Origin of the sequence: Enterobacter sp. WPR_3_1 (genome assembly GCF_003635055.1) — a bacterium.
GTDB lineage: Bacteria > Pseudomonadota > Gammaproteobacteria > Enterobacterales > Enterobacteriaceae > Enterobacter > Enterobacter ludwigii.
The window spans coordinates 254,749-279,624 of the sequence record NZ_RBXU01000010.1 but is presented as its reverse complement, the minus strand read 5'-3'; the positions used below and the strand labels follow the sequence as shown (position 1 = coordinate 279,624).

Annotated in this window: 25 protein-coding genes; 2 read left to right on the top strand and 23 right to left on the bottom strand. The window is 56.6% G+C overall.

Features of this window, described 5'->3' with window-relative positions; genetic code table 11:
* Positions 1 to 4: 4 nt before the first annotated feature.
* From BJ887_RS12950 to hpaG, 13 genes are all read right to left on the bottom strand, one after another.
* Positions 5 to 208 carry a YbdD/YjiX family protein gene (locus BJ887_RS12950; RefSeq protein ID WP_003856610.1) on the bottom strand — a complete coding sequence of 68 codons (204 nt, stop codon included), beginning with the start codon at positions 206 to 208 and terminating at the stop codon, positions 5 to 7.
* 96 nt (positions 209 to 304) lie between these two features.
* The gene (locus tag BJ887_RS12945) at positions 305 to 2,458 is read right to left on the bottom strand and encodes a carbon starvation CstA family protein (protein WP_020885314.1); all 2,154 of its coding nucleotides are present in this window, start codon (positions 2,456 to 2,458) and stop codon (positions 305 to 307) included.
* A 190-nt stretch (positions 2,459 to 2,648) separates the two neighbouring features.
* The gene (locus BJ887_RS12940; protein WP_047955011.1) at positions 2,649 to 3,566 is read right to left on the bottom strand and encodes a YafY family protein; all 918 of its coding nucleotides are present in this window, start codon (positions 3,564 to 3,566) and stop codon (positions 2,649 to 2,651) included.
* Positions 3,567 to 3,744: 178 nt separating this feature from the next.
* On the bottom strand, positions 3,745 to 4,254 hold the full coding sequence (locus BJ887_RS12935) for a 4-hydroxyphenylacetate 3-monooxygenase reductase subunit (RefSeq protein WP_014168481.1): 510 nt from the start codon (positions 4,252 to 4,254) through the stop codon (positions 3,745 to 3,747).
* A 17-nt stretch (positions 4,255 to 4,271) separates the two neighbouring features.
* The gene (hpaB, locus tag BJ887_RS12930) at positions 4,272 to 5,834 is read right to left on the bottom strand and encodes a 4-hydroxyphenylacetate 3-monooxygenase, oxygenase component (protein WP_121339943.1); all 1,563 of its coding nucleotides are present in this window, start codon (positions 5,832 to 5,834) and stop codon (positions 4,272 to 4,274) included.
* A gap of 164 nt (positions 5,835 to 5,998) precedes the next feature.
* Positions 5,999 to 6,910 (bottom strand): 4-hydroxyphenylacetate catabolism regulatory protein HpaA, encoded by a 912-nt coding sequence (hpaA, locus tag BJ887_RS12925; RefSeq protein ID WP_121339942.1) that lies wholly within the window; start codon positions 6,908 to 6,910, stop codon positions 5,999 to 6,001.
* A gap of 9 nt (positions 6,911 to 6,919) precedes the next feature.
* Complete coding sequence (gene hpaX, locus BJ887_RS12920; protein WP_020885310.1) at positions 6,920 to 8,272, bottom strand: 4-hydroxyphenylacetate permease; 1,353 nt, start codon at positions 8,270 to 8,272, stop codon at positions 6,920 to 6,922.
* Positions 8,273 to 8,293: 21 nt separating this feature from the next.
* Positions 8,294 to 9,091, bottom strand: coding sequence for a 4-hydroxy-2-oxoheptanedioate aldolase (hpaI, locus tag BJ887_RS12915; RefSeq protein ID WP_032681713.1), 798 nt, complete (start codon positions 9,089 to 9,091; stop codon positions 8,294 to 8,296).
* 9 nt (positions 9,092 to 9,100) lie between these two features.
* The gene (gene hpaH / locus BJ887_RS12910; protein WP_014168488.1) at positions 9,101 to 9,904 is read right to left on the bottom strand and encodes a 2-oxo-hept-4-ene-1,7-dioate hydratase; all 804 of its coding nucleotides are present in this window, start codon (positions 9,902 to 9,904) and stop codon (positions 9,101 to 9,103) included.
* 78 nt (positions 9,905 to 9,982) lie between these two features.
* Complete coding sequence (locus BJ887_RS12905) at positions 9,983 to 10,363, bottom strand: 5-carboxymethyl-2-hydroxymuconate Delta-isomerase (RefSeq protein WP_059306539.1); 381 nt, start codon at positions 10,361 to 10,363, stop codon at positions 9,983 to 9,985.
* A gap of 9 nt (positions 10,364 to 10,372) precedes the next feature.
* Positions 10,373 to 11,230 carry a 3,4-dihydroxyphenylacetate 2,3-dioxygenase gene (gene hpaD, locus BJ887_RS12900; RefSeq protein WP_020885307.1) on the bottom strand — a complete coding sequence of 286 codons (858 nt, stop codon included), beginning with the start codon at positions 11,228 to 11,230 and terminating at the stop codon, positions 10,373 to 10,375.
* A gap of 2 nt (positions 11,231 to 11,232) precedes the next feature.
* Complete coding sequence (hpaE, locus tag BJ887_RS12895) at positions 11,233 to 12,699, bottom strand: 5-carboxymethyl-2-hydroxymuconate semialdehyde dehydrogenase (RefSeq protein ID WP_014168491.1); 1,467 nt, start codon at positions 12,697 to 12,699, stop codon at positions 11,233 to 11,235.
* Positions 12,696 to 13,973, bottom strand: a complete 1,278-nt coding sequence (gene hpaG / locus BJ887_RS12890) for a 4-hydroxyphenylacetate degradation bifunctional isomerase/decarboxylase (RefSeq protein WP_121339941.1) — start codon at positions 13,971 to 13,973, stop codon at positions 12,696 to 12,698. Before hpaG ends, hpaE begins: the two co-directional genes overlap by 4 nt.
* Before the next feature lie 269 nt (positions 13,974 to 14,242).
* Here hpaG and hpaR point away from each other — a divergent pair, with 269 nt between their 5' ends.
* Positions 14,243 to 14,683, top strand: a complete 441-nt coding sequence (hpaR, locus tag BJ887_RS12885; RefSeq protein ID WP_014168494.1) for a homoprotocatechuate degradation operon regulator HpaR — start codon at positions 14,243 to 14,245, stop codon at positions 14,681 to 14,683.
* Positions 14,684 to 14,768: 85 nt separating this feature from the next.
* A complete protein-coding gene (gene tsr, locus BJ887_RS12880) occupies positions 14,769 to 16,433 on the top strand; it encodes a methyl-accepting chemotaxis protein (protein ID WP_032682055.1) in 1,665 nt (554 codons plus the stop codon).
* Positions 16,434 to 16,501: 68 nt separating this feature from the next.
* Here tsr and BJ887_RS12875 read toward each other — a convergent pair whose 3' ends face one another.
* From BJ887_RS12875 to BJ887_RS12825, 10 genes are all read right to left on the bottom strand, one after another.
* Positions 16,502 to 17,008: a GNAT family N-acetyltransferase gene (locus tag BJ887_RS12875; protein WP_121339940.1), complete on the bottom strand. Its 507-nt coding sequence runs from the start codon at positions 17,006 to 17,008 to the stop codon at positions 16,502 to 16,504.
* 29 nt (positions 17,009 to 17,037) lie between these two features.
* A complete protein-coding gene (locus BJ887_RS12870; RefSeq protein ID WP_020885303.1) occupies positions 17,038 to 17,511 on the bottom strand; it encodes a hypothetical protein in 474 nt (157 codons plus the stop codon).
* 1 nt (position 17,512) lies between these two features.
* On the bottom strand, positions 17,513 to 18,253 hold the full coding sequence (locus BJ887_RS12865; RefSeq protein ID WP_121339939.1) for a winged helix-turn-helix domain-containing protein: 741 nt from the start codon (positions 18,251 to 18,253) through the stop codon (positions 17,513 to 17,515).
* A gap of 270 nt (positions 18,254 to 18,523) precedes the next feature.
* Entirely contained in the window at positions 18,524 to 19,063 is a 540-nt protein-coding gene (locus BJ887_RS12855; protein WP_040018564.1) for a helix-turn-helix transcriptional regulator, read from the bottom strand.
* A 261-nt stretch (positions 19,064 to 19,324) separates the two neighbouring features.
* The gene (gene opgB, locus BJ887_RS12850) at positions 19,325 to 21,616 is read right to left on the bottom strand and encodes a phosphatidylglycerol--membrane-oligosaccharide glycerophosphotransferase (protein ID WP_014168500.1); all 2,292 of its coding nucleotides are present in this window, start codon (positions 21,614 to 21,616) and stop codon (positions 19,325 to 19,327) included.
* 269 nt (positions 21,617 to 21,885) lie between these two features.
* Complete coding sequence (locus BJ887_RS12845; protein WP_020885299.1) at positions 21,886 to 22,368, bottom strand: DUF2501 domain-containing protein; 483 nt, start codon at positions 22,366 to 22,368, stop codon at positions 21,886 to 21,888.
* Between the two features lie 85 nt (positions 22,369 to 22,453).
* Positions 22,454 to 23,191: a DNA replication protein DnaC gene (dnaC, locus tag BJ887_RS12840; RefSeq protein ID WP_014168503.1), complete on the bottom strand. Its 738-nt coding sequence runs from the start codon at positions 23,189 to 23,191 to the stop codon at positions 22,454 to 22,456.
* Positions 23,188 to 23,733, bottom strand: a complete 546-nt coding sequence (gene dnaT, locus BJ887_RS12835) for a primosomal protein DnaT (protein WP_025205613.1) — start codon at positions 23,731 to 23,733, stop codon at positions 23,188 to 23,190. Before dnaT ends, dnaC begins: the two co-directional genes overlap by 4 nt.
* Positions 23,734 to 23,881: 148 nt before the next feature.
* Positions 23,882 to 24,310 (bottom strand): organic hydroperoxide resistance protein, encoded by a 429-nt coding sequence (locus tag BJ887_RS12830; protein ID WP_032679577.1) that lies wholly within the window; start codon positions 24,308 to 24,310, stop codon positions 23,882 to 23,884.
* Between the two features lie 84 nt (positions 24,311 to 24,394).
* A complete protein-coding gene (locus BJ887_RS12825) occupies positions 24,395 to 24,847 on the bottom strand; it encodes a MarR family winged helix-turn-helix transcriptional regulator (protein WP_014168505.1) in 453 nt (150 codons plus the stop codon).
* Positions 24,848 to 24,876: the final 29 nt, after the last annotated feature.

Below are 24,876 nucleotides of genomic sequence, written 5' to 3'. Positions count from 1 at the left end.
TCCTTTAGCAGCAGCGTACGCCGCCTTCTCCACTCCCGCCGTAGCGCGCTTCCTGACGCTCGCGGAAGAATTCGGTATAGGTCATGTACGGTTTATCCGGATGGTTGGTCTTCATATGCTCAACGTAGTTGTCATAGTCCGGAATGCCAATCAGCATTTTCGCCGCCTGACCGAGGTATTTTTTCGCTTCGCCTAAGTTACCAAACATTGTGCCTTCCAGATAGAAAAAGCCCGGCAGGGGCTGCCGGGCGTTGTTTCCCTTCACCCTAACCCTCTCCCGCAGGGAGAGGGATGCGAGGGCGGATTAGTGGTGTGAAGAGGTCTTCACGCCGCCTTCCGGTACCGGGACATACGGGGTTTCTTTATCCGTACGACCCTCGGCGTTACGCACGTTCAGCCAGGTTTTAATGCCGTAGAAGATGATGCTGTACACCACCACCAGGAACAGAATGCTCAGACCTGCGTTGGTGTAGTTGTTCACCACGATATGGTTCATGTTGGCAATCTGCTGGGCAGTGAGGTCCGCGCCGCCTGCGGCAATTTTCTCTTTGTACTGGTTAGCCATGAAGAAGAAGCCTTCCAGCTGCGGATTGGCGCTGAACAGTTTCAGACCAAGCGCCCAGGTGGTGCAGAGCAGCAGCCACAGCGCAGGGATCACGGTGACCCAGATGTATTTGGTGCGTTTCATCTTCACCAGTACAACGGTGCCAAGAACCAGGGCGACAGCGGCCAGCATCTGGTTAGAGATACCGAACAGCGGCCACAGGCTCTTCACGCCGCCCAGCGGGTCGACAACGCCCTGATACAGCAGGTAGCCCCACAGACCCACGCAGCCCGCGGTTCCCAGAATACCCGCCACCAGAGAGTCGGTTTTCTTCAGGAACGGCACGAAGTTACCCAGCAGGTCTTGCAGCATAAAGCGTCCCGCACGGGTACCGGCGTCCAGCGCGGTGAGGATGAACAGCGCTTCAAAGAGAATACCGAAGTGGTACCAGAAGCCCATGTCCGCCCACGGCAGCACTTTGTGGAACACGTGTGCGATACCCACTGCCAGCGTCGGTGCGCCACCGGCGCGGTTCAGGACTGACGGTTCGCCAATGTCTTTCGCAGTCTGCATGATCTGCTCAGGCGAAATCACGAAGCCCCAGGAGCTGACGGTTGCAGCAGCATGTGCGCTCGCATCTTTCAACTGTGCCATGATCAGCGCCGCGTTATCACCGCCCATCTCATGCAGGTTTGGCATGGTAATGCCCAGGCCTGCCGGAGGGGTGTTCATCGCGAAGTAGAGACCCGGTTCGATGATGGACGCGGCAACCAGCGCCATGATCGCCACGAAAGACTCCATCAGCATTGCGCCGTAGCCAATCAGACGCGCGTCTTTTTCGTTAGCCAGCAGCTTCGGTGTGGTACCGGAAGCAATCAGGGCGTGGAAGCCAGAGACCGCACCGCAGGCAATGGTGATAAACAGGAACGGGAACAGCGCACCTTTCCACAGAGGACCGGTACCGTCGATGTACTGGGTCACTGCCGGCATTTTCAGATCCGGGTTAATCACCAGGATGCCGATCGCCAGACCGACAATAACGCCGATTTTCAGGAAGGTCGCCAGGTAGTCACGCGGTGCCAGGATCAGCCAGACCGGCAGCAGAGCGGAGACAAACGCATACCCAATCAACGCGAAGGTGATGGTGGTGTCCTTGAAGGTCAGCGCCGGGCCCCAGTACGGGTCGTGCGCAATCACGCCACCGAAGTAGATGGATGCAACCAGCAGCACAATACCAATCACCGACACTTCACCCACGCGACCCGGGCGGATAAAGCGCATGTAGATACCCATGAACAGCGCAATCGGCACGGTAGAGCAGACGGTGAAGACCCCCCACGGACTTTCGGCCAGCGCTTTCACCACGATTAATGCCAGCACCGCGAGGATGATGATCATAATCAGGAAGCAGCCGAACAGCGCGATGGTCCCCGGCACGCGGCCCATCTCCTCTTTCACCATCTCACCCAGAGAGGCGCCGTTACGGCGAGAAGAGATAAACAGCACCATAAAGTCCTGCACCGCCCCGGCCAGCACTACGCCCGCGAGCAGCCACAGGGTACCAGGCAGGTAGCCCATCTGCGCGGCCAGAACCGGGCCGACCAGCGGACCCGCACCGGCGATAGCGGCAAAGTGGTGACCAAACAACACGTAGCGGTTGGTGGGCACGTAGTTGAGGCCGTCATTATTAATGACCGCCGGAGTGGCACGCGTTGGGTCGAGTTTCATGACCTTCTGCGCGATGTATAAGCTGTAGTAGCGATAAGCAACAAGATAGACGGAGACAGACGCAACGACGATCCACAGGGCGCTTACGTGTTCGCCCCGGCGTAGTGCGACAACCGCCAGACAAAAAGCGCCGAGGATCCCGAGTAACGCCCAGGGCACGTGCTTCAGTAGTTTTTTCGTATCCATAGTAAGACCTGGTTTTTTATGTAATGAAAAAGGGTCAGGGTTCGTTATGAGGAGGTATTGATTAATGCTGGAGCGATCGTGCCAGAACCACGCGCGTGTAAAGACAGGTAAATGAATGAGCGGTTGAAAGGGCCAGGTGAGCGGTCAAAGAGGGCGGCGAGTGGTTCCGTCTCGCCGCCGCCGGGAGAAATTATGTGATTGAGATCACGTGGTTATCTGCTGTGCGCTCTACCGCCAGATAATTTTCCAGCGTTTTAAGCAGCTTCTCTTTTAGCCAGTTGGGCTCCAGAATTTGAATGTTCGGCAGCCAGTAGAACAGCAGCGGCAGGATCTGGTTCTCGTGTGCCGCCTGACAGCGCAGCGTGACGCCGTTGTGCTGCTCACCGACAAGCTCTTGTTCTGGCAGCAGGTCGCGGCGCATAAAGTAATGTGAAATAGTATCTTTAATGAATATTTTCACTTCGAAAGTGTCTTCCGACACCCACGGATCAAGGCTTTTTTCCAGCAGTTCGAGCGCATTTTCTTCCGGCGTGAAGGTTTTTTGTTGAATATCAAACCAGCTAATCTGACTCAACGAGAAGGATTTTAGCCGGCTATTCTCGGTGGCTTGTAAATACCATATATTTTTATTGTTAATGAGTTTATAGGGATTAATCAGGCGGGTTTTACCCTTATAAACGATCTGGCATACATTACGATTCTTAATCGATTTCTCGATTTTCGATAAATAGCGACGAATATCACGTTCTACCGTGTGCTCTGCTTCGTTGCCAAGAATAAGAATATGATTTTCGTCAACGCGTGTCTCAAGTTTCTGCCAGAATTCCGTATTTCTTTCCGGGAAAAAGCTATCGGCATTCAGGAAGTTAGCAATCGTGTGATGTAATCCTTGTCCACCGGGAGATTGTGCGGAGTGGATCAGACGATACAGTCCGTTACCGGTATGTTCCACAATAGGTGAAAGCGCATTTAAATCCCGGTAGACGGTGCGCTCGGTAATTTTAAATTTTTCCATGAGCGCACTGCGGTTTACCACACCATTTAAATGTAACTCAACCAGAATATCGACCAGACGTTCAGCCGAGCGGCTCCGCGTCGATTTAGCCATAAGGTCTTCCTGTATATTAGGGTATGCGCTGAATGATGCGGGTCGCACTGACATGTATTGTCAGTATTCAGACACAGAAAATTTCTCTTATGGCTATATAACGGCGTGATTAAGCGGAAACCTTAGGAATTTTTGTGGAAATTGGCGCTGGCCGGGAAACGGCCAGCGCAGGAGGGGGTCATACTGCGGCTTCAGTCTCCATCATGACGGGGTGGAAACGGCGTTTAAAATAGATCAGGCCGTGTCCCGCTTCGCTCAGAATGATATTTTTAATTTCAACGAGATAAACCAGATGGGTGCCGATGGTTTGCACCTGGCTAATCTCGCCTTCAAGGCTTGCCAGCGCGCCCTTCAGCACCGGTTGCCCCTGCGGACCTTTCTGCCAGCAGGAGAGGGCAAAGCGATCGTCCATTGCCATGCCGGTCATCCCGGCGAAGTGGCGGGCCATGATCTCCTGCTCATGGTTCAGCACGTTGACGCACAGCTTACCGTTACCCTGGAAAACCGGGTTCATGGCGCTGTTGGCATTGATGCAGACCATCAGCGATGGCGGGGTGTCCGTGACCGAACAGACGGCGGTGGCGGTGATACCGCAGCGTCCTGCATCGCCCTCGGTGGTGACAACGTTAACCGCCGCCGACAGGCTGGCCATCGCATCGCGAAAACGCAGGCGTTGTTCTGTATGCATTGAAACCTCCCGCTGCGTTATTTCAGCAGCTTATACAGCATGTTGATATCGGAATTATTGTGCAGGTGCGGCACCGTCCAGCCATGCTGGTCGTACTCGGACATGCAGCGGTCGACCATTGCCATCATTTTGTCCATGTTGCCAGAGCTCTGTGCCTGACGCAGACACTGCAGACGGATTTCGTCCTGGCTGCCGGAGTAGTTGATCTCATACAGCTCGTGACGACCACCAAACTCGCTGCCGATGGCATCCCACATCAGTTTCAAAATCTTAATACGTTCCACGTGATCCATGCCGTTGGAGCCGCGCACGTATTTCGCCAGATACTGGTCGATCTGCGGATTGTTCAGGTCTCGCGCGCTGGACGGCAGATAGATCAGGCCGCTGGTGACGTTACGCTCGATGATGTTCTTGATCTTCGCATAGGCCATCGGGGCCATGACGCGGTAGGTCTGCAGCGCCGCGTGATCCGGCAGGTACGCGCCATTCACCCACGGCGTGGCTTCATAACACATGGAGTCGCTCAGCGCCCAGAACATGTTGCGCCAGGCCACCACTTCCCCGAGATCCGCCTGCACGCCGCGGAACTCCAGGGTGCCGGTACACTCCAGCGATTTCTTCAGCAGCGCGGTAATGAAATCGAGCTTCACCGCCAGACGTACGCAGGCCTGCAGCGGGTACATGCGGGCAAAACCGCCTTCCATGGTCCAGCGACGGCAGCGATCGAAATCGCGGTAGATCAGCACGTTTTCCCAGGGGATCAACACATGATCCATCACCAGGATCGCGTCGTTTTCGTCGAAACGGCTGGAGAGCGGGTAGTCGTACGGAGAGCCGGTCGCACCTGCCACCATTTCGTAAGAGGCGCGAGAGATCAGCTTCACGCCTTCGGCGTCCATTGGCGCAACGAACATCAGCGCGAAGTCCGGGTTTTCGCCCATGACCTGCGCGGAGCCAAAACCGATCATGTTGTAGTGAGTCAGCGCCGAGTTGGTTGCCACCACTTTTGCGCCGCTAACGATGATCCCGGCGTCGGTCTCTTTTTCCAGCTTGATGTAGACGTCTTTTACTTCGTCTGCCGGTTTGTGACGGTCGATGGGGGGGTTAACGATGGCGTGGTTGAAGTAAAGCCCGGTTTCCTGAATACGGGTGTACCAGTTGCGGGCGTTCTGTTCGAACTGGCCGTAGAACGCCGGATTGGCACCGAGCGCGCAGCCAAACGCCGCCTTGTAGTCCGGGGTGCGGCCCATCCAGCCGTAACTCAGGCGCGACCACTCGGCGATGGCGTCACGCTGCTGACGCAGGTCGTCGGCACTTTTTGCCACGCGGAAAAACTTATGGGTGTAGCCGCCGCTGCCGGTATCGGTGCCCCAGCACAGCGTGTCCTGCATGTCAGGCTTGTGCAGCGCATCGTACATCTGCGCGATGGAGGCTGCCGCATTGCGAAACGCCGGATGAGTGGTCACGTCTTTGACGCGCTCGCCGTAGATATAAATCTCACGGCCATCCTGCAGGCTTTTTAAATACTCTTCACCGGTTAACGGACGTTTGGCATCAGCGCGGAAATCTTCAGGCTTCATAGGGACCTCGTATCGGAACAGTGATGTTAAATTTATGTTTTGTTTTTGTTGTTTAATTGAAGCCTGAGCGGGGGGGAACGTGAAGGGACGATTGGGACAACGGCTGGTACTTTTCGCATATGATCGCAGAGTGTGATTTCCCTCACCCTGAACCCGGGCGAGGGTCAGGGCTGGGGTGGGGTAACAGACGACACCGGCACTTTTTGCGCCCGATACGCGCTCGGCGAACACCCCACTAACCGATTAAAAAACCGGGCAAAATAGGCCGGGTCTTTAAACCCCAGCTGCCAGGCGATTTCGCTGACCGCGCTGTCGGAGAAGAGCAGCATCCGCCTCGCTTCACGCAGCTGACGGTCAAAAATCAGCCGCTTCGGCGGGCGGTTGGCGAAGCGCCGGCAGATATCGGTCAGACGCGATTCGGTCAGGTGCAGCTCGCTGGCATATTCCGGCACCGTCCAGTGCTCATGAAAATGGACGTCAATCAACTGGGTAAAGCGCTGGAACAGTTTCAGCTCGCCGCGCATGCCGCTGGCGGCGTGATCGTCGAGCTTCGCGTTGCGCAGCAGCAGGGTGAACACCGCCTGGGCTAACAGAACCAGCATGTGTTCGCGCCCGGGCAGTTGTTCCGTAGATTCCCGGGCAATCAGCGGCCAGTAGTGCTTCAGTGCCGCCAGTTCGTCCGGCTTATCGGCCAGCGAGAGGCAGATCCCCGGCAGGCCAAAGGCTTCCCGCGTGCCGGGGTAGAGCACTTCCAGCAGCGGCCAGATCAGATCCTCGCGCACCGTCAGAACGTGCCCGTCGCTGTCGGATTCGGTAATAAACGCGTGCGGCACCGACGGGGGCGTGAGCACAAATAGCGGAGCCTGCACCGAGTAGCGGTGATCGTCGAGCTGCAGTTCGATCTGTCCGGTATCCAGAAAGTGCATCTGAAAATACTGGTCGTGACGGTGAGCCTGCATGTCGCGGCCAAAAAAGGCCGCCATGCGGGCGAACGACTGATAGTGAACATCATCCGTTCCCAGACTTTCGTCGTACTCTTTGCTGATGTCGATATTCGCGATCGGGTTCTGGCACATAGCCGCTCCTTACGGGATTTTCTGCGCCGCCATACCCGGCTCGTGCTCAAGGCTTTCCCGCTGCGTCATCGGGATACGTGTCAGCACCAGCGCGCCGACCACCAGCAAGCCGGCAACAAACCACAACCCGGAGCTGAAGCTGCCGGTGCTGTCACGCAGAATGCCGATCAACAGCGGGCTGACGGCGGATCCGACGTTACCGATGGCATTGATCACCGCCAGTGCGACCGCCCGCGACTGCAGGCTAATAACCCGATCCGGCGTGGTCCAGAAGATCGCCATGGCGGTAAACGATCCGGTTGAGGCCATGATGATGCCAAGCAGCTGGATCAGGCTGTGGTGGGTCGCTGAGGCCAGCAGCCATCCTGCCGCCGCAAAGAGGTACGGCAGAATGGTGTGCTTTTTTCGCTCTTTCAGCCTGTCGGAGCGGCGGCTCCACCAGATCATCCCGAGGATGGTGCAAAACTGCGGGATCGCCGCCAGCAGGCCAATCACAATGTTGCTGCTGCCGGTGTTGAAGCTTTGCAGGATCTGCGGCGTCCAGATATTAATCGCGCTCAGGGTGTTCGTGAGGCAGAAATAGGCCAGGGTATAGAGCAGCACGGCCGGGGTAAACACTTCGCGCAGCGTCGAACGCGGCGTGACGGGGCGGGCGATGGCCGACTCCTGCTCGCGGGCGATCATTGTTTTAAGCGCCTGCTTTTCGTCGTCATCCAGCCAGCTGGCCTGATCCGGCGTGTCGTTCAGGTAGAACCACGTCACTACGCCGAGCACTACGGACGGTAGCCCCTCCAGCAGGAACAGCCATTGCCAGCCTTTCAGGTTCCACAGCCCGTCCATGGCCAGAATATAACCGGAGAGGATCGAGCCGAGCATCATGGTCACCGGCATGGCGATCATAAACAACGCATTGGCGCGGGCGCGGTGGTAGGCAGGGAACCACCAGGTGAGATAGACGAGGATCCCCGGCAGGAATCCGGCCTCGGCAATGCCCACCAGCATGCGCAGCACATAGAGCGTGTGCGGGCTGGTGGCGAACATGGTGCAGGTGGAAGCGATGCCCCACACCACCATGATCCCGGCGATCCAGCGCCGGGCGCCGACCTTCGCCAGCATGATGTTGCTGGGGATCCCACATATCACGTAGGTGACGTAAAACAGGGTGGCGGCCAGGCCAAACATGGTCGAGGTGAGGCCCAGATCTTTGCCCATCGTCAGCCCGGCAAAGCCGATGTTTATGCGGTCAAGAAACGAGAAGACAAACAGGATAAAGAGAAACACGATCAAACGACGAAACAGCTTCTGAATAACGCGGTGTTCTACAGCTTTATTATCATGGGTTTGCAGGGTAGAGGTCGTCATGTTGCGCTCCACATCGTACGTTTAGTAGACGGATTTATTGTTATTTACTGACGTAACCGGGATATCGATAAAACGTGCCGCCAGCGCCTCGGCGCTGCGTGCAAGCAGGGTTGTGTCGACCCCGACGGCGACAAACAGCGCGCCAAGCTCGAGGTAGCGTTTTGCCAGCGGCTCGTTAGCCATCAGGATGCCGGGCGCTTTGCCTGCCGCACGGATCTGCGCAATGGCCTTCTCGATGGCGGCCTGGACTTCCGGGTGCTGCGGATTTCCGGCAAAGCCCATGTCGGCGCTCAGATCCGCCGGGCCAATAAACACCCCGTCCACGCCTTCCACATCGAGGATGTGCGGCAGATTTTTCAGCGCCTCGCGCGTTTCAATCTGCACCAGCACGCACATGGCATCGTTAGCGCGCTGCAGGTAATCAGGCGTGCGGTTCCAGCGCGAGGCGCGAGCCAGCGCGCTGCCCACGCCGCGGATCCCCGCCGGTGGATAACGCGTGGCGCGCACCGCCAGCCGGGCTTCATCGGCGTTTTGTACCATCGGCACCAGCAGGGTTTGCGCCCCGACGTCCAGCAGCTGTTTGATCTGGACCGGATCGTTCCACGACGGGCGTACCACCGGCTGGCTGGCGTAAGGCGCGATCGCCTGCAGCTGGGTCAGGACGGTTTGCACGTTATTGGGCGCGTGCTCTGCGTCGATCAGCAGCCAGTCGAAACCCGCACCGGCCAGCAGCTCGGCGCTGTAACTGCTGGTCAGCCCCAGCCAGAGGCCGATTTGCGGTTTTCCGGCGCTGAGCGCCGCTTTGAATCTGTTTTCCATGGTGGTCTCCTAAACAAAACGGCAGCTGATGGAGCCCATCTTGCCGTAGTCCACGTGGAAGGTATCGCCCTTGCTGGCCGGCACCGGGCGGGTAAACGAACCGCCGAGGATGATTTGGCCAGGCTCCAGCTGAACGTCGTACGGCGCGAGTTTATTAGCAAGCCATGCCACACCGTTGGCCGGGTGGTTGAGCACGCCCGCGGCGACCCCGGTCTCTTCAATGACGCCGTTGCGGTAGAGCAGGGCGGAGATCCAGCGCAGATCCAGCTCGTCGGGCTTAATCGGGCGACCGCCAAGGATCACACCTGCGTTGGCGGCGTTATCGGAGATGGTATCGAACACCTTGCGTGGACGCTGGGTCTCGGGATCGATGTTGTGGCAGCGGGCGTCGATCAGCTCCAGCGCGGGGATGACGTAATCCGTGGCGTTGTAGACGTCGAACAGGGTGCAGTTTGGGCCGCGCAGGGGTTTTGCCAGCACGAAGGCCAGCTCCACTTCGATGCGCGGGACGATAAAGCGGTCGGCAGGGATATCACTGCCGTCGTGGAAGAACATGTCGTCGAGCAGAGCGCCGTAGTCCGGCTCGCTAATCTGCGAGCTGGCCTGCATCGCTTTGGAGGTGAGGCCAATCTTGTGGCCTTTCAGCACGCGACCTTCGGCGATTTTCAGGCTCACCCATTCGCGCTGTACGGCGTAGGCGTCGTCAAGGGTGATCGTCGGGTAGTCGAGCGAGATCTGGCGGATCTGCTCCCGGGACTGCTCCGCCTGATGCAGACGATGGGCGATCAGGGTATGGGTGTGTTTATCGAGCATGGCGATTTCCTGTTGTTGCCGGGTGGCGTGCTGCTCACCCGGCTTGCGTTCAAAGCCGTTGTCGGCCCGGTAAGGGCGCTACTTAAACAAAGCGTGCACGTTGTTTTGTTTGTAATTGAGCGTCGGGTGCAGCTCGTCTATTTCAAAAGAGAGCGCCAGATAGCGCGATGCCATCAGGTCGGCGAAGTGGGTTTTAATCAGCTCAAACAGTGCCTTTCCCACCGCCTCCCGGCTCTCCAGACTGCGCCCGGCGCCAATCTTCAGCGTCATATGCACAAAGGCGTAATCGTGCTTACCGTCGGCCATCTGCCAGGTGTCCAGCCAGTGCGCGCGGCTACGGATACCGCCGAGTGGGAAGATTCCCGTGGCGGCAAGCGCGTCGTTCACTTTGGCGAACAGTCCAGGCAGGTCCGCCTGCTCGCGGATGTTGTCAGTGCATTCAGCAATAAAGTGCGGCATGGTGGCTCCTTACGCGGACGCGGGCAGGGGGAAAACGGCGTTAACCTGGCCGGTGCCGGAGCTGGGGAACAGCTCGGTGAGGAACTCCACCTTGCCGTCGTATGTGTCCCAGCCGAGCATCCCCAGCAGCATCACCGTGTCGTGCATGTTGCCCTCGCCGTAGCAGTAGTGGGCATATTCCGGCAACATGCTGCAGAACTCCCTGAACTTGCCTTCACGCCACAGCTTCACCACGCGTTCGTCCATCTGACGGTCGAACTCGCGGGTGTAGCTGTTCATTCCCTCTTCGGCGCGCTGGTCGTCGATAAAACGGTGCGACAGCGAACCGCTGGCGAGCACCGCCACGGTGCCGTCGTATTTCTGAATCGCGCTGACGATGGCCTCGCCCAGCCTGCGGCTGTCGGCGAAGTCGTGGACGGTGCAGAACGCGGCGATAGAGATCACTTTGAAGTGCTTATCGCTGTTCATGTAGCGCATTGGCACCAGCGTGCCGTACTCCAGCTTGAGGCTCGGGATGTTGTGCGCTTTGGCACGTACACCGAGTTTCACCGCTTCGTCGGCGATAAGCTGGCCGAGCGCCGGGTTACCGTCGTAGTCGTAGGTCATGTCGCGGATAAAATGCGGCAGCTCGTTGCTGGTGTAGATGCCGGAGAAATGATCCGCGCAGTTGATGTGGTAGGCGCTGTTCACCAGCCAGTGGGTATCGAACACAATAATGGTGTCGACGCCCAGCTCCCGGCAGCGCTTGCTGATTTCTTTATGTCCGTCGATGGCGGACTGGCGGCAGCCGTGGTTTTTTCCCGGCAACTCAGAGAGGTACATTGATGGAACGTGGGTAATTTTTGCCGCTAACGCTAACTTGCCCATACTCAGATCCCCCATTTTGGAATCGGATGGTCGCCCATGGAGATGCAGACGTTTTTCATTTCAGCGAACACCTCGAAGCTGTATTCGCCCCCTTCGCGCCCGGTACCGGAAGCCTTCACGCCGCCAAACGGCTGACGCAGATCGCGCACGTTCTGGGTGTTTACAAACACCATTCCGGCTTCGATATTGCGCGCCAGGCGCAGCACTTTGCTGACGTCCTGGGTCCAGATGTATGACGCCAGGCCGTACTCCACGTCGTTAGCCAGACGCAACCCTTCGGCTTCGTCCTTAAACGGCAGCAGGCAGGCAACCGGCCCGAAGATCTCTTCCTGGGCCACGCGCATCCGGTTGTCGACGTCTGCCAGCACGGTCGGGCGCAGGAAGTTGCCGTTTTTCAGGTGAGCAGGGAGATCGGTGGGTTTGTCAGGGCCGCCCGCCAGCAGGGTCGCACCCTCTTCAATGCCAAGACGGATATAGCCGGAGACTTTTTCCCAGTGCTGTTGGCTGATCAGCGCGCCAACCTGAGTGTTCGGATCGGTCGGGTCACCCACGCGCAGACGGTTCGCGCGCTCGGCAAAGCGCCTGACGAATTCCGGGTAGATGCTCTGCTGAATGAAAATGCGTGAGCCAGCAGTGCAACGCTCGCCGTTGATGGAAAAGATGGTGAACAGGGCGGCGTCCAGCGCGCGTTCGATATCCGCATCTTCAAAAATCAGCACCGGAGATTTCCCTCCCAGCTCCATGGAGTATTTCTTCAGTCCGGCGTTTTTCATGATGTTGCGCCCGGTGGCGGTGCCGCCGGTAAAGGAGACGGCGCGCACGTCGTGGTGACGTACCAGCGCATCGCCCGCCGTTGCGCCATAGCCCTGCACCACGTTCAGCACGCCCGCCGGAATACCGGCCTCCAGCGCCAGCTCGCCCAGACGGTCGGCGGTCAGCGGGGAGAGCTCAGACATCTTCAGCACCGCGGTGTTGCCCAGCGCCAGGCACGGCGCAACCTTCCAGGTGGCGGTCATAAACGGCACGTTCCACGGCGACACCAGCGCGCAGACCCCCACCGGCTGCACCAGGGTGTAGTTGAGCATCTTGTCGTCGACCGGGTAGGTTTTACCGTTCATCTGCTGGCACACTTCGGCGAAGAACGCGAAGTTGTGCGACGCGCGTGGTATAAGCACGTTTTTGGTCTGGTGGATCGGCAGGCCGGTGTCGGCGGTCTCGAGGGCCGCAATCTCCGGAACGTGTTGATCGATAAGATCCCCGAGGCGACGCATCAGGCGTGCGCGCTCTTTCATCGGCAGGTTAGCCCACGTCGGGAATGCCTCTTTGGCCGCCGCCACGGCCTGATGAATTTCAGCTTCACCGCCGGACGCGACCTCCGCCAGCACCTCTCCGGTGGCCGGGTTAGTGGTGTGGAAGTAATCACTTCCTGCGACGTTTTTACCGTTAATCCAATGGTTTATTTTTTTCATTTTGCAGTCTCCTCACTGACAATGCGGTTCACCAGGCGGCCCACGCCCTCTACTTCCACGACCACTTCGTCGCCAGGCTGTACGTCAGACAGACCCTTTGGCGTGCCGGTGGCAATCATGTCGCCGGGCTGCAGGGTCATAAACTCGCTGAGATAGGCAATCAGAAACGGGATGCTGAAGATCAGATCGGCAGTGGTCCCTTGCTGGCGCAATTCACCGTTCACGAAGGTGCGCAGGGTTAAGTTATGCGGGTCGGGAATGGCCTCTTTCGGCACGATATGCGGGCTGAGGGGGGTCAACCCGTCGCGGCTTTTCACCCGCAGGTTCGGGCGGTAGTAGTTTTCCAGGTAGTCACGGATGGCGTAATCGTTGCAGACGGTATAGCCCGCGACATAGTCCATCGCCTCGCGCTCACTGACCTTGTGCGCCGTTTTGCCGATGACCACCACCAGCTCCGCCTCGTAGTGCATGTACTCAATGTTGTTCGGGCGGACCGAGGTCTGGTTATCGCCGGTCACGGTGTTGGGGGCTTTGATAAACACCAGCGGTTCCGTTGGCGGCGTAAACGCCAGCTCACTGGCGTGATCGGCGTAGTTCAGACCAAGCGCGAACAGCGTGGCGTGCGGATGTGGGCCTTGCGCATGGGCGACCTCGCGTTCATCAACCACCGGGTTTTCCAGGGACGGGAAGCCTTTCGCCAGAATGCGTACGCGATCGCCCGGCTGCAGCGGGACGCGCGAGTGTGGGGTGCCGAGCAGAATGGCATCGCCCGGACTGAGGGTGGCGAACTCGCTCAGGGCGCTCAGCAGTTCGGCGGCATTGCGCTGCAGGTCAGCGGTGTTCCAGTGGTCCGCTTCCCGGCCGTTAATTTCGGTGACGATGGTCAGGTTATCAACGTGGTCGACGGCGGCCAGCTCTCCCAGCGGACAAAAGCCGTCACGGCATTTGGCCTTGATCGCCGGGCGATAAAAACTCTCTTCCGGCAGGCTCACCTCGTTGGCAAGCGCGTAACCGGCGATGAACTCCGCCGCCTCGTCCACGGGAACGTTACGCGCCGTTTTGCCCACAACCAGCGCAACCGTGGCACCGCTTAACACGGTTTCTCCCTGCGGGAAGGGAATGGGGTCGCCCGTGCGGATCACGGTGTTATGCGGTTTGATAAACCACACGGCGGTTTTTGGCGGCGTGTGGTAGGGGGCTTTTTCAAACGCGTCGCGCCAGGCATCGCGCTGGCTCTGGTGGTTCAGCGCTACGGCAAAAACAGTACCTTTCATTCACTTACTCCTCAGGCCGGACGTCCGGCCTGTGATTTCATTAATATGTTAATGATCAGGTTGTATGCCTTTGCTGTTTATTTCGCAACCAGAAGTGAATAATTTGTGATATGAATAACAATAAATTTACATAAAGAGATTAAAGGCTATATTTATCATTGCGTTAAAATATCAGGCTTGTTTCTGTTAGACTTTTTGTCGTAAAACGCGTTGTGTGTAAAACCAGCAGAACTGAATTGTTCATGTGTTAATGATTACCGGGAGAGGCTATGCATGATTCATTAACTATCGCCCTGTTACAGGCGCGGGAAGCGGCGATGTCTTACTTCCGCCCAATTGTGAAACGGCATAACCTGACCGAGCAGCAGTGGCGCATCGTGCGCGTGCTGGCCGAACATCCGTCGATGGATTTTCACGATCTGGCGTTTCGCACCTGTATCTTGCGTCCCAGCCTGACGGGCATTCTGACGCGCATGGAGCGTGACGGTCTGGTGCTGCGCCTTAAGCCCGTAAACGATCAGCGCAAGCTGTACGTGTCGCTGACCAAAGAGGGGAACAGGCTATACGAGCGTGCCCAGGCGCAGGTGGAAGAGGCGTATCAGCAAATCGAGGCCGAATATACGCCGGCGAAGATGCAACAGCTGACAGCGCTGCTGGAAGAGTTTATTGAACTGGGGAACCGGCATATCACAGCGCGCGAAGAAGAGTAAAAACCACAAATTTAAGGATGATTTTCGTAAAGTTTTCCCTTTCCAGGCCGAAAATCCTGTTATCTGTCTGATGGAAAGCGAAAACATGTTAAACCGTATCAAGATTGTCACCAGCTTAATGCTGGTATTAGCGATATTTGGCCTTTTACAACTCACATCCGGTGGTCTTTTCTTCAATGCCCTCAAGCATGACAAAGAGAATTTCACCGTCCTGCAAACCATTCGCCAGCAACAGTCCACGCTGAACGCCAGCTGGGTTGCCCTGCTGCAAACCCGTAATACCCTGAACCGTGCGGGTATCCGCTACATGATGGATCAGAGCAATATCGGCAGCGGCGCGACCGTGAACGATCTGATGCAAATTGCGGCGGCTTCTCTGAAACAGGCAGAAAAAAACTGGGCTGAATACGAAGCCCTGCCACGCGATCCGCGTCAAAACGACGCCGACGCGACGGAGATCAAGCGTAACTACGATATCTACCACGGTGCACTGGCGGAGCTGATCCAGCTGCTGGGCGCGGGCAAAATCAACGCCTTCTTCGATCAACCTACCCAGAGCTATCAGGATGGTTTTGAGAAGCAGTACGTGAACTATCTGCAGCAGAACGACAAGCTGTATCAGATGGCGGTGGAAAACAGCAATAGCTCCTACAGCCAGGCAATCTGGGTGCTGATTAGCGTACTGATTGCGGTGCTGGTGGTGATCGTGGCCGTGTGGCTGGGTATCAAGCAGGCGCTGATTTCGCCACTTACCCGTCTTATCGACAACATTCGTCATATCGCCAGCGGCGATCTGGTGAAGCGCATCGAGGTGCAGGGCGCTAACGAGATGGGTGAACTGGCCGACTCGCTGCGTCATATGCAGGGCGAGCTGGTCCGTACCGTTGGTGATGTGCGTAACGGTGCTAATGCCATCTACAGCGGCGCGAGTGAAATCGCGATGGGTAACAACGATCTCTCTTCCCGTACGGAACAGCAGGCCGCATCCCTGGAAGAGACCGCTGCCAGCATGGAGCAGCTGACGGCGACCGTTAAGCAGAACGCCGAGAACGCCCGTCAGGCGAGCAACCTGGCGCTGAGCGCGTCCGAAACCGCGCAGAAGGGCGGTAAAGTGGTGGATAACGTGGTGCAAACCATGCGTGACATCGCGGGCAGTTCGCAGAAAATTGCCGACATTATCAGCGTGATCGACGGCATCGCGTTCCAGACCAACATCCTGGCACTGAACGCCGCGGTAGAAGCGGCACGTGCGGGCGAGCAGGGCCGCGGATTTGCCGTTGTTGCGGGGGAAGTCCGTAACCTGGCACAGCGCAGCGCCCAGGCAGCACGTGAGATCAAGAGCCTGATTGAAGACTCTGTTGGCCGCGTGGAAGTCGGGTCTACCCTGGTAGAAAGCGCCGGCGAAACCATGGGTGAAATCGTTAATGCGGTAACCCGCGTGACGGACATCATGGGCGAAATCGCCTCTGCGTCTGATGAGCAGAGCCGCGGTATCGATCAGGTGGGTCTGGCGGTGGCTGAGATGGATCGCGTGACCCAGCAGAACGCCTCGCTGGTGGAAGAGTCTGCCGCGGCGGCGGCGGCACTGGAAGAGCAGGCGAGCCGTCTGACTCAGGCCGTGGCCGTGTTCCGCATTCAGCAGGAGCAGATGAAAGCCCGCGAGCAGGCTTCAGCGAAAACCGCTGCAGCCCCTATGATGGCGCGTAAAGCCGCGACCACCGATGCGGGCGAAAACTGGGAAACGTTTTAATCCTGCCACAGTGCCGGGGGGCGGCTACGCCTGACCCGGCCTGTAATGGGGCGTTTTGCAGGCCGATATCACAGAGGCAGGCGCATGGCACAGCGGGAGTCATACGCGAAACCGTGCGCCGCTTCTTCCTCTCTTTTCTGACGCAGTTCAGGCGTTAGCATCGTCACCGTTTCAAACCCGAGTCGCGCATAAAACGGCGCATTCCACGGCACCTCGCAAAAGGTGGTCAGCGTCAGCGATGTCAGCCCCAGCGTGCGGGCATGGTCTGCGACGCAGGCGATAAGTCGCCGACCTATTCCTCTTCCCTGCCACTCCCGATGAACCGAGAGTTCGACAATAAACAGCGATGACGGATGGGCTTCTGCAAGAATAAACCCGACGGGCAGGTCGTTTGCCAGCGCCAGCCAGCTTAACCCGCGTTTCGCGTAATCAAGATGATGTTCCGCGCAAATGACGTCGGCGTCAGCAAGCCAGGCCAGTTCGGGGACGTCCCGAAAACGCTCGCCTGCCGCGCGCTCGATGGCGGGCAGGGCAGCAACATCTTTGGGCGTCGTCGATCGAAAGAGAATGTTCATGGCGGAAAGTATACCCCGACCAGCCGTGCCTATTCTGAACAAATCAGGACCGGCGCATAGAAATTGCTGATCACCAGCGCGTCTTCCGGCGTGCGTTCAATCTTCAGAAGTCTTTTGTTCCCCGGCGTCAGGCCGGCGACGTACTTTTCAAAGACCCCCGGTGGCAGGGTGTCATGGCTAAAGCGCGCCACGCTTTGTATGAATATTTCATAGAGTGAGCCCTCAACGTGCCGCCACGTGAACATCTCCTGGCGGGAAACATCCCAGTGATGTGGCTCGTTAACCACGTCGCCGTTAAGCGTAAGGTACCCTGTGTTGTCGGGCTGAAAGCGCAGCGTAACCTCCCCTTCAAAGGAGAAATCATGATCGTCATGTCGGGCTGAAAATGTCAGGTTTCCTGCACAGGTTCCGGACAGCGGAGGCGTGTAGACGTACCACGCCAGCGTCACGCCAATCAGCAACAGATTGAGCGCCAGAATAAGCCACACTTTTTTTTGTTTCATATCACCACTCGTAAAAGTAAAGCGTTCGGCAGGCGCTGGCTTTACCGTCCGTGAGAGAACACTGGGAAAGGACCAGCCGCCCTTCGTGGCCATAGAAAAGTGTTCTCTGGATGTGCATATAGAAAATAGAGTTTTTCAGGCAGGGCAGATTACCTTCGCGCTGAAGCGTCTGCGCCAGCGCCATGGCCTTAGAGTGAAACACATCTGCCAGCGGGGCGAAGGTGTAGACCGGACAGGTGCCAATGTGGGTGAGCAGATGAGTGTCACTGTACTGGTGCGCCTGTTTCGTCAAACAGGCGCCGATGCACAGCGCCACGACCATCAGCGTAAGTACACCGCAGAATAGCCATTCTGGCTGAATGCGTCGTGAGGCCGGGACCGACTCCACGACGGGAAAATCGTCCTCCAGGGGCGTTACCGCGATATCAGCACTGAGCATAAAGCCCGTTTTCGGCACGGTGACGATAAACAGGGTGTCGGGCAGCAGGCTCGACAGCATTTTGCGCACAATACTGATGTATTGATTTAACGAATTGTTGGACCCCTGGAGCCCACGTTGATCCCAGACATCACTCAGAAAGGTGTCACGTTCGACGACGTTGCCGTGATGCTGAACCAGCAGCTTCATGATGGCGTTGGCGGTACAGGTGAGGATTTGTCTGTCCAGATCGGGTGCATTGATAAGAGAAACAGAACCGTCTTCGTCGTTATAGACGATGGCGTCAGCAAGCAGGTATTTCATAAGTTATTGTAATACAGAAAAAATAACAAAAAAGAAGATAAGGCTGTGCCTTGTCGGACATAACACGCTGGCTATTTTAGCGTCATTGTTACCGATAACATTGATCCAGACAAGATTTAAGGCAATTTACTCGTGCAGTCGGATTACCACGTCATCCCAACGTGGCGGGAAGGGCATAGCGAGACAGCAGCGCCAGCATCAACAGCCAGAGAATGAGACAGGGAAGATGACGCCGCATGATCTTATTTCCCGACGTGATTAGCCGTGCAGTTACAAACACGATGCCGGGTAGTCGAGCAGGAAGAGTTTGCGATGGAATTCCGCCAGGTTCTGGCAGTGAAATTTGTTCATCGCGTTACGCTTGTGGGTGTAGATCGTTTTCGGGGATTTATTCAGGATCTGCGCGATGCGAACCGGGCTGAACCCGTTGCGGAACAGCATGCAAACCCGAAGCTCCTGGCAGGTGAGCGTGGCGTTTTTTACGCTTGCGAACGGCGTGTTCTGAAAACAGCGGCTGAGCTGCGCGAGTGACAGGTTTCCCGCCACCACGTGGACACGCTCACCCCCCAGAATGATTTTAATATCGTTGACGCGGGACGCATCGGTGAATACCAGCCACCCTTTTTTGACGCGGATATTCAACATCAGTTGCCGCAGGGGTAGGATCCCCTCAGGGCTCACGTCGTTAATCCAGAAAATTTCAGGGCAGGGGTCCACACTCTGCGAGATGAACGTCTTCAGGCCCAGCCACAAGAAGGCATTGCCGCTTAAAACGATGACCTTATAGTCGGCATTCAGTGTCTGCGGCATCAGGGTTTTTTCCCCTGATAGCGCTGGTCGTACTCCGCTGCGCTGTGCCAGGGTGGATTCGAACGTATTGCCGGTTAGCATGATAAAAAGTGGGTAACTCGCTCAGGGTGTAAGGAGTTACACATTCTGGGATATGATGTCGTTCTGGTGAATTTATAAATAGAAATGAGAGATATATGGTGTCTCTGTCTTATTTTTAATGGTTTTATAGGATTATATATTTACATAAAGCGCCCGACAGAACGCCGGGCGCAGAAGGGATCAGCTCTCTTTACTGACAATTTTAATCTCTACCATCCCGATGCCGAGCTCGCGCGGTGAATGGCCAAGAATATTTCCCTCATTCGTCGGCTGCGGGTCCGGCGGAACAATCACCAGCGTATTGCTGCGGGAAGGATTATCAAAATGCAGCGTGGTGGTGGTGACGTCATTTCCCAGCGTCAGCGTTTGCTCTTTATCGCCCACACGCACCGGGATGGGACGGTTCGCGTTTGGACCATAGGCCCGGGCGGTGATCACCAGGTCGAATTTTTCCGGCAGAGGATGCGCGTACTCAATCTTCACTTCACTGCCCAGCTGCGCATTAGACCAGCGCCCCCAGGATTCCGGACGCGAGATGCCGCTGAACTGTTTGACCTCTTCCGGTGCCCCGGCCACGTTGAAGATAAAGCTGTCTGCTTTATAGCGAATATCGTTATCCACGATCTTCAGCATGTCGACATTTCGCTGATAGCGCGCGGTATCGATGACCGTATCGTTGAATGCGGTTTTGCCTTTCCACTGCGCTTTATCGACATGCTGCACGGTTTGCTCCCCGCCAAGCTGTCCCTGAGAAACGCACCAGTCGGTTGAGAGAGCCAGTGGCTGGGACCAGAGCTGGCCCATTTTGTAGCACCTGTCGACCCAGACAAAATTATCGCGAGGGGCGAAGTCGGCCAGCTGGAAACGCAGCGGCGCAGAGTATTCGCTTTCCGGCAGCGGTTCGACGCGCGTATCCGACACGCGCAGCAGCAGCGGCAGACGGAAATGGCTGCCGGAGAAGGCGATGGTGTTTTTATCCTGATCGATGGTGAAGTCTTTCATCTCTTTCGGGAAGTTCCACAGGCGGATGATGTCCGGCTTCCACGCAAGGATTTTCTCCTTCATGTTGAGGAACACTTCCGACAGTGACTGCCCCGAGAGCGTACTGCGGCCAAGGCCAATAAAGTTATCCCCGCCCAGAATGTCCAGCACGGTTGCGCCGTTATCCATGGAGTTGCGTTTGGTGGCGATCACGTCCTGTTGCGGCTGGTCGCCGCGCAGAATGAAGAACAGATTGCTGCGATCCTGTTTGCTGAGCTGATCCCAGGCGCTGTTTTTCATCGCCAGATGGTCAGATGAGACGACGATGACCGTGTTTTTAAAATACGGCGAGGCTTTGATTTTCTCGACCAGAGCGGCGATATGCTCCTGGCTGCAGGTTACCGCGCTGAACGACGTGTTGTTTTTGCCGTCAATCTCATAGCGTTTGCGCTTACAGGTGCGCGAGACAAACCCGTCCGGATGGTGGGTATCTACCGTCAGGGCAAAGAGGGAGAAACGCTTGCCGGCGCGGGACAGTTCCTCGAACTTTTTCCAGGTTTCGTCCAGTACCGTGTCGTCGTAAAAGCCCCAGTCGTTGCGGTAATGCGGGTCGGCAACGGTCGTTTTTAACTCTTCTGAGCCATACAGATGGTCAAAACCGTGGGATTTCAGGAACACGTCTTTTCCGGCAAAGCGCAGGTTGGCCCCCTGTACGAAGTAGTTTTCGTAGCCGGAGTTTTTCAGGATATCGCCGAGGCAAACGTTCTGCGGGAAGAAGCTCGACATTGAGGCCGAGGCATTACCCTCAAAGGGGGCGAAGAGCGGGATACCGCATTGCGAAGCAACCATCCCGGCGATGGTGTAATCCGTACCGGGCAGCTGCGCGGTGTGGCTGAAATCAAGGCTTTCGTTTTTCAGCGCGCCCAGCTCCGGCGTCAGGTTCGGAAAAGCATTGTTATCAAACCAGGTGCGTTCCAGACTCTCGCCGTAGATATACACCAGGTTAAGCTTCGGGTTGGCTATTTTTTTGGACGGCTCTTTATACCAGGCCATGAAATCCGGGTCGCCGTCGCGCGACTGTGACTTTACCAGCTCGGTTATCTGATGAAACGCCGGGCTGGCATCCACGGACGCCAGCGCCAGACAGAGTGCCAGCAGGCTGTAGCCGCCATGATGCGGAAGATGTCGACGGCGGCGCAGCACCCAGGCCAGGGCACCAAAAATAATCACCAGCGCCGCAATCAGCCCAAGCCCGGGAAGAATGTATTTACCCACGCCCGCGCCCGTCAGGCTATTCGTCAGCGTGTAGAGCACCGCATCGTTAATGCCGTCACCGGTAAAGTAATCGCTGGCGTATAAGGTAATGTTTAAAATAATAAAAATGCCGAGCACCACCAGCGTGGCGATAAACCACCAGGTGTTACGGCCCGCTTTGCAGGCGTAAACGCCGACAGAGGCCAGAAAAAGGACAAGGGACATTAACTCTGACAACAGTCTATCCTCATGACGCCAGGCGCTTAGCTGGCTAACTGATTATTTTTTGGGTTATACAATGTAATTGCGTTGTCGTGTAGCTGCAATTTTAGTGTCACGAAAGTGTGCTGTTGTTAGGATTTGGTTTAGAAAATCGTTTTTTTGAAGGGGGTCGCATCCTGACATACGGACGCTCAGACGGTGGCAGGCAGGAAAAAGACGGCTTTAACGCCGCGTTAAAAGAATAACGTCTTAAACGCGGCGTGTAATGGCAATACAGGCGGGGATCAGGAGATGAAATTAACGCCTTGTTTCAGCACCAGATCGCAGGCTTTGGTTTTCACCTGTTTCGCCAGCGAGGAGTTGCCGATGGTGCTCAGGTTGAGCTGTTGACCGTTTTGCGCATTCAGCAGGCCCTGAATACCATCCATATAGTTGGTGTCCTGTTTCTGCTCCTGTGTATCCAGACCGAGTTTGCCCAGCACCTGATTTTTCACGTTTTGCGCGTCGGTCACGGAGGCCAGTTTTTGCTTCGCGCAATATTCCAGAATCCCCGCGGCGTTGTTCATTGTGCCTGCGCTCAGGCTCTGGGTGCTGTTACCCAGCAGGCCGGTAAGGGAAGAGGCTGACAGCCCGCCCTGGGTGCTGCTGCTCTCTTTGGTCAGTTCGCTCGCTGCGCTGGACAGCGAATCCTGCCAGGATGCGGCCTGTGCCGCGCCGGTAACCAGCAGGGCGCCTAATACGGTGCTGAAAAGAAACTGTTTTTTCATAATGGCTTACTCAAAAAAGGTCCGTTTTGGGGCGAAAGTGGAGTCAGTATATACCTCCGGGCCACCGGTCTTTCCTGGAAATATCTTAATACTCTTTACCGGTGACACGGCTGCGGTAACTTTCCCAGTCGAAGATGACATACAGACTGTTCCCGAGCTTCATGCGATCCATGACGCGTTCGCCCAGCAAGCGGGTCATTTCGTCGATGTTGTGGTTAGTCAGCATGCCGGTGGGGCGTTTGGAGGAAGAGCGGCGATCGACAATCTGGTTAATGATCACTTTTTCATAGCGGGATTCGGTCTGGACGCCAATCTCATCAATAACCAGTAAATCGACATTACTCAGGTCGTTAAGCAGTTGCTCTTCGCTGGTTTCGCGGTTGCTGAAGGTGTCTTTCATGGCGGACATGATATCGGCCACGGTGATGATCAGCACCGATTTCCCGCGCAGCAGCAGCTCGTTACAGATAGCGGCCGCCAGGTGGTTTTTCCCCGTGCCAGGCTTGCCGCTAAAAATGAAGCTGGCGATATTGCCGTCGAATTCATCCACGTACTGACGCGCGGCAGCGAGTGCATTCATCTGCCCGTTGGTCTCAATTTTATAGTTATCAAATGAGCAGTTCTGGTGCAGGGGGCGAATACCGGAACGGTTAAAGGTGCGCTGCATTTTCATCGCCCGGTTTTCGCGGGCCAGCGCGGCGGCGCGGATCTTACCCTGCTCTTTTTGCCACGCCAGGAGTTCTTCACCCGTCGTGAAGGCGGGCTTCACGTTGGCTGGCATCATCTTTTGCAGACGTTTCATCAGGTCGCCGACGTTCTTCATTTCGCACCTCGGAATCCATTAGGGATCTGTTTATCCGGTTCGGAAAACGCGTTGATATCACGTTTTGGCTGGCCGTTATTGCTGGCGCGATTAATTTGCAGATGACGCGCGAGCTTCTGTTGCCACTGAATATGAGTGAATACTTTGCCTTCCGCCTGCCACCAGGCGGTAAACGCGGCCAGCTCTTCGGGGGTAGCCGGTTGCGTTAACGCTATGCCCCACAATGCCGCCTGCCGTTGAAAATCAGCATCTGGTTGCCAGCCCGCATACAGGGCAAATTTTCCCATGGGAACGGCCATGGGGACGTTAACCGGCTCGTCAAAGAACTGGTTATCGAGGGTTACGTCGCTCGCCGGGCGGGACAACTGCGCTTCAATCTCCAGAAGCTGTGCCAGACGTTCCGGTGTGATGGCATAAAACGCCGGAGCGTTGTCAGCAAATACCGCAACCGTGCCGCCTTCGGCGTGGGTCAGCACACCGCGGGGATCGCGCATAAAGGCATCAATACCAGCAATGCTGGTGGTCAGAATTCTGGAGGACATAACGCTTACTCTACTGATAACTACGGGCGTGATATGGGCTTATGGTAGCACAGAGAGCGGGAAGGGAAGGAGGGGTTTTCCCCGGCGGCGCGATGCCTGCCGGGGCGACAACGGCTGGCCTGATAAGCGTAACGCCATCAGGCAGTTATCAGGCGATAATGTTCAGCGTTACGTCGATGTTACCGCGGGTCGCGTTAGAGTACGGACACACAATGTGTGCTGCATCGACCAGTTTTTTGGCTTCTGCAGGATCCATACCTTCAACGTGGATGTTCAGTTTTGCTTCGATACCAAAACCGGTTGGCAGCGGCCCAATCCCCACTTCGCCTTCAATAAAGGCCTCTTTCGGCAGGGTAAATTTGTCGCGAGCGGCTACAAACTTCATGGCACCCAGGAAGCAGGCAGAGTAGCCGGCAGCAAACAGCTGCTCAGGGTTGGTGGCGTCACCGCCCATGCCGCCCATCTCTTTTGGCACGCCGAGTTTAACGTCCAGTACGCCGTCGGAAGAGGTCGCACGGCCATCACGGCCTCCGGTTGCTTTTGCTTTGGCAGTGTAGACAACTTTTTCTAAAGACATGGCAGATTCCTCATCTTACATTAATGTGCGCTATTAAATAGCGTGCGATATATATGGGTAAATAAATACGCGTAAAGTATAGCCTTACGCGCGTTGGATCTGTTGTCGCAAACGTTCCAGCTGCTGCTTAAGTGACAGCATGGTCTCAGTATCACACTGGGCGGCGCATCCCACTGCATGGGGGATCCCGGAAGCCTGCTGCTGGAGATGGCGTCCCGCATCGCTCAGGGTGACGGCGACCTGACGCTCGTCTTTACGTGAGCGGTGGCGGTTTATCAGCCCCGCGCTTTCCAGACGCTTCAACAGCGGCGTCAGCGTGGCAGAGTCAAGGAACAACCGTTCACCGATGTCCGACACCGTAATGTCATCCTGCTCCCACAGCACCAGCATCACCAGGTATTGCGGGTAAGTCAGGTTCAGCGGTGCCAGCAGTTGCCGGTACAGCTTGTTCAGCGCCAGATTTGCTGAATAGAGAGCAAAGCAGAGCTGGTTATCCAGCAGGAGCGCAGCGGTCGTGTCGTTCGTTTTCGCGTTCATGAGATGAATATAGATAGTGCGCGATTTAA

Coding starts and splice junctions, on each gene's coding strand:
- BJ887_RS12950 (WP_003856610.1), bottom strand. CDS start 208: ATGTTTGGTAACTTAGGCGAAGCGAAAAAATACCTCGGTCAGGCGGCG.
- BJ887_RS12945 (WP_020885314.1), bottom strand. CDS start 2,458: ATGGATACGAAAAAACTACTGAAGCACGTGCCCTGGGCGTTACTCGGG.
- BJ887_RS12940 (WP_047955011.1), bottom strand. CDS start 3,566: ATGGCTAAATCGACGCGGAGCCGCTCGGCTGAACGTCTGGTCGATATT.
- BJ887_RS12935 (WP_014168481.1), bottom strand. CDS start 4,254: ATGCATACAGAACAACGCCTGCGTTTTCGCGATGCGATGGCCAGCCTG.
- hpaB (WP_121339943.1), bottom strand. CDS start 5,834: ATGAAGCCTGAAGATTTCCGCGCTGATGCCAAACGTCCGTTAACCGGT.
- hpaA (WP_121339942.1), bottom strand. CDS start 6,910: ATGTGCCAGAACCCGATCGCGAATATCGACATCAGCAAAGAGTACGAC.
- hpaX (WP_020885310.1), bottom strand. CDS start 8,272: ATGACGACCTCTACCCTGCAAACCCATGATAATAAAGCTGTAGAACAC.
- hpaI (WP_032681713.1), bottom strand. CDS start 9,091: ATGGAAAACAGATTCAAAGCGGCGCTCAGCGCCGGAAAACCGCAAATC.
- hpaH (WP_014168488.1), bottom strand. CDS start 9,904: ATGCTCGATAAACACACCCATACCCTGATCGCCCATCGTCTGCATCAG.
- BJ887_RS12905 (WP_059306539.1), bottom strand. CDS start 10,363: ATGCCGCACTTTATTGCTGAATGCACTGACAACATCCGCGAGCAGGCG.
- hpaD (WP_020885307.1), bottom strand. CDS start 11,230: ATGGGCAAGTTAGCGTTAGCGGCAAAAATTACCCACGTTCCATCAATG.
- hpaE (WP_014168491.1), bottom strand. CDS start 12,699: ATGAAAAAAATAAACCATTGGATTAACGGTAAAAACGTCGCAGGAAGT.
- hpaG (WP_121339941.1), bottom strand. CDS start 13,973: ATGAAAGGTACTGTTTTTGCCGTAGCGCTGAACCACCAGAGCCAGCGC.
- hpaR (WP_014168494.1), top strand. CDS start 14,243: ATGCATGATTCATTAACTATCGCCCTGTTACAGGCGCGGGAAGCGGCG.
- tsr (WP_032682055.1), top strand. CDS start 14,769: ATGTTAAACCGTATCAAGATTGTCACCAGCTTAATGCTGGTATTAGCG.
- BJ887_RS12875 (WP_121339940.1), bottom strand. CDS start 17,008: ATGAACATTCTCTTTCGATCGACGACGCCCAAAGATGTTGCTGCCCTG.
- BJ887_RS12870 (WP_020885303.1), bottom strand. CDS start 17,511: ATGAAACAAAAAAAAGTGTGGCTTATTCTGGCGCTCAATCTGTTGCTG.
- BJ887_RS12865 (WP_121339939.1), bottom strand. CDS start 18,253: ATGAAATACCTGCTTGCTGACGCCATCGTCTATAACGACGAAGACGGT.
- BJ887_RS12855 (WP_040018564.1), bottom strand. CDS start 19,063: ATGCCGCAGACACTGAATGCCGACTATAAGGTCATCGTTTTAAGCGGC.
- BJ887_RS12845 (WP_020885299.1), bottom strand. CDS start 22,368: ATGAAAAAACAGTTTCTTTTCAGCACCGTATTAGGCGCCCTGCTGGTT.
- dnaC (WP_014168503.1), bottom strand. CDS start 23,191: ATGAAGAACGTCGGCGACCTGATGAAACGTCTGCAAAAGATGATGCCA.
- dnaT (WP_025205613.1), bottom strand. CDS start 23,733: ATGTCCTCCAGAATTCTGACCACCAGCATTGCTGGTATTGATGCCTTT.
- BJ887_RS12830 (WP_032679577.1), bottom strand. CDS start 24,310: ATGTCTTTAGAAAAAGTTGTCTACACTGCCAAAGCAAAAGCAACCGGA.
- BJ887_RS12825 (WP_014168505.1), bottom strand. CDS start 24,847: ATGAACGCGAAAACGAACGACACGACCGCTGCGCTCCTGCTGGATAAC.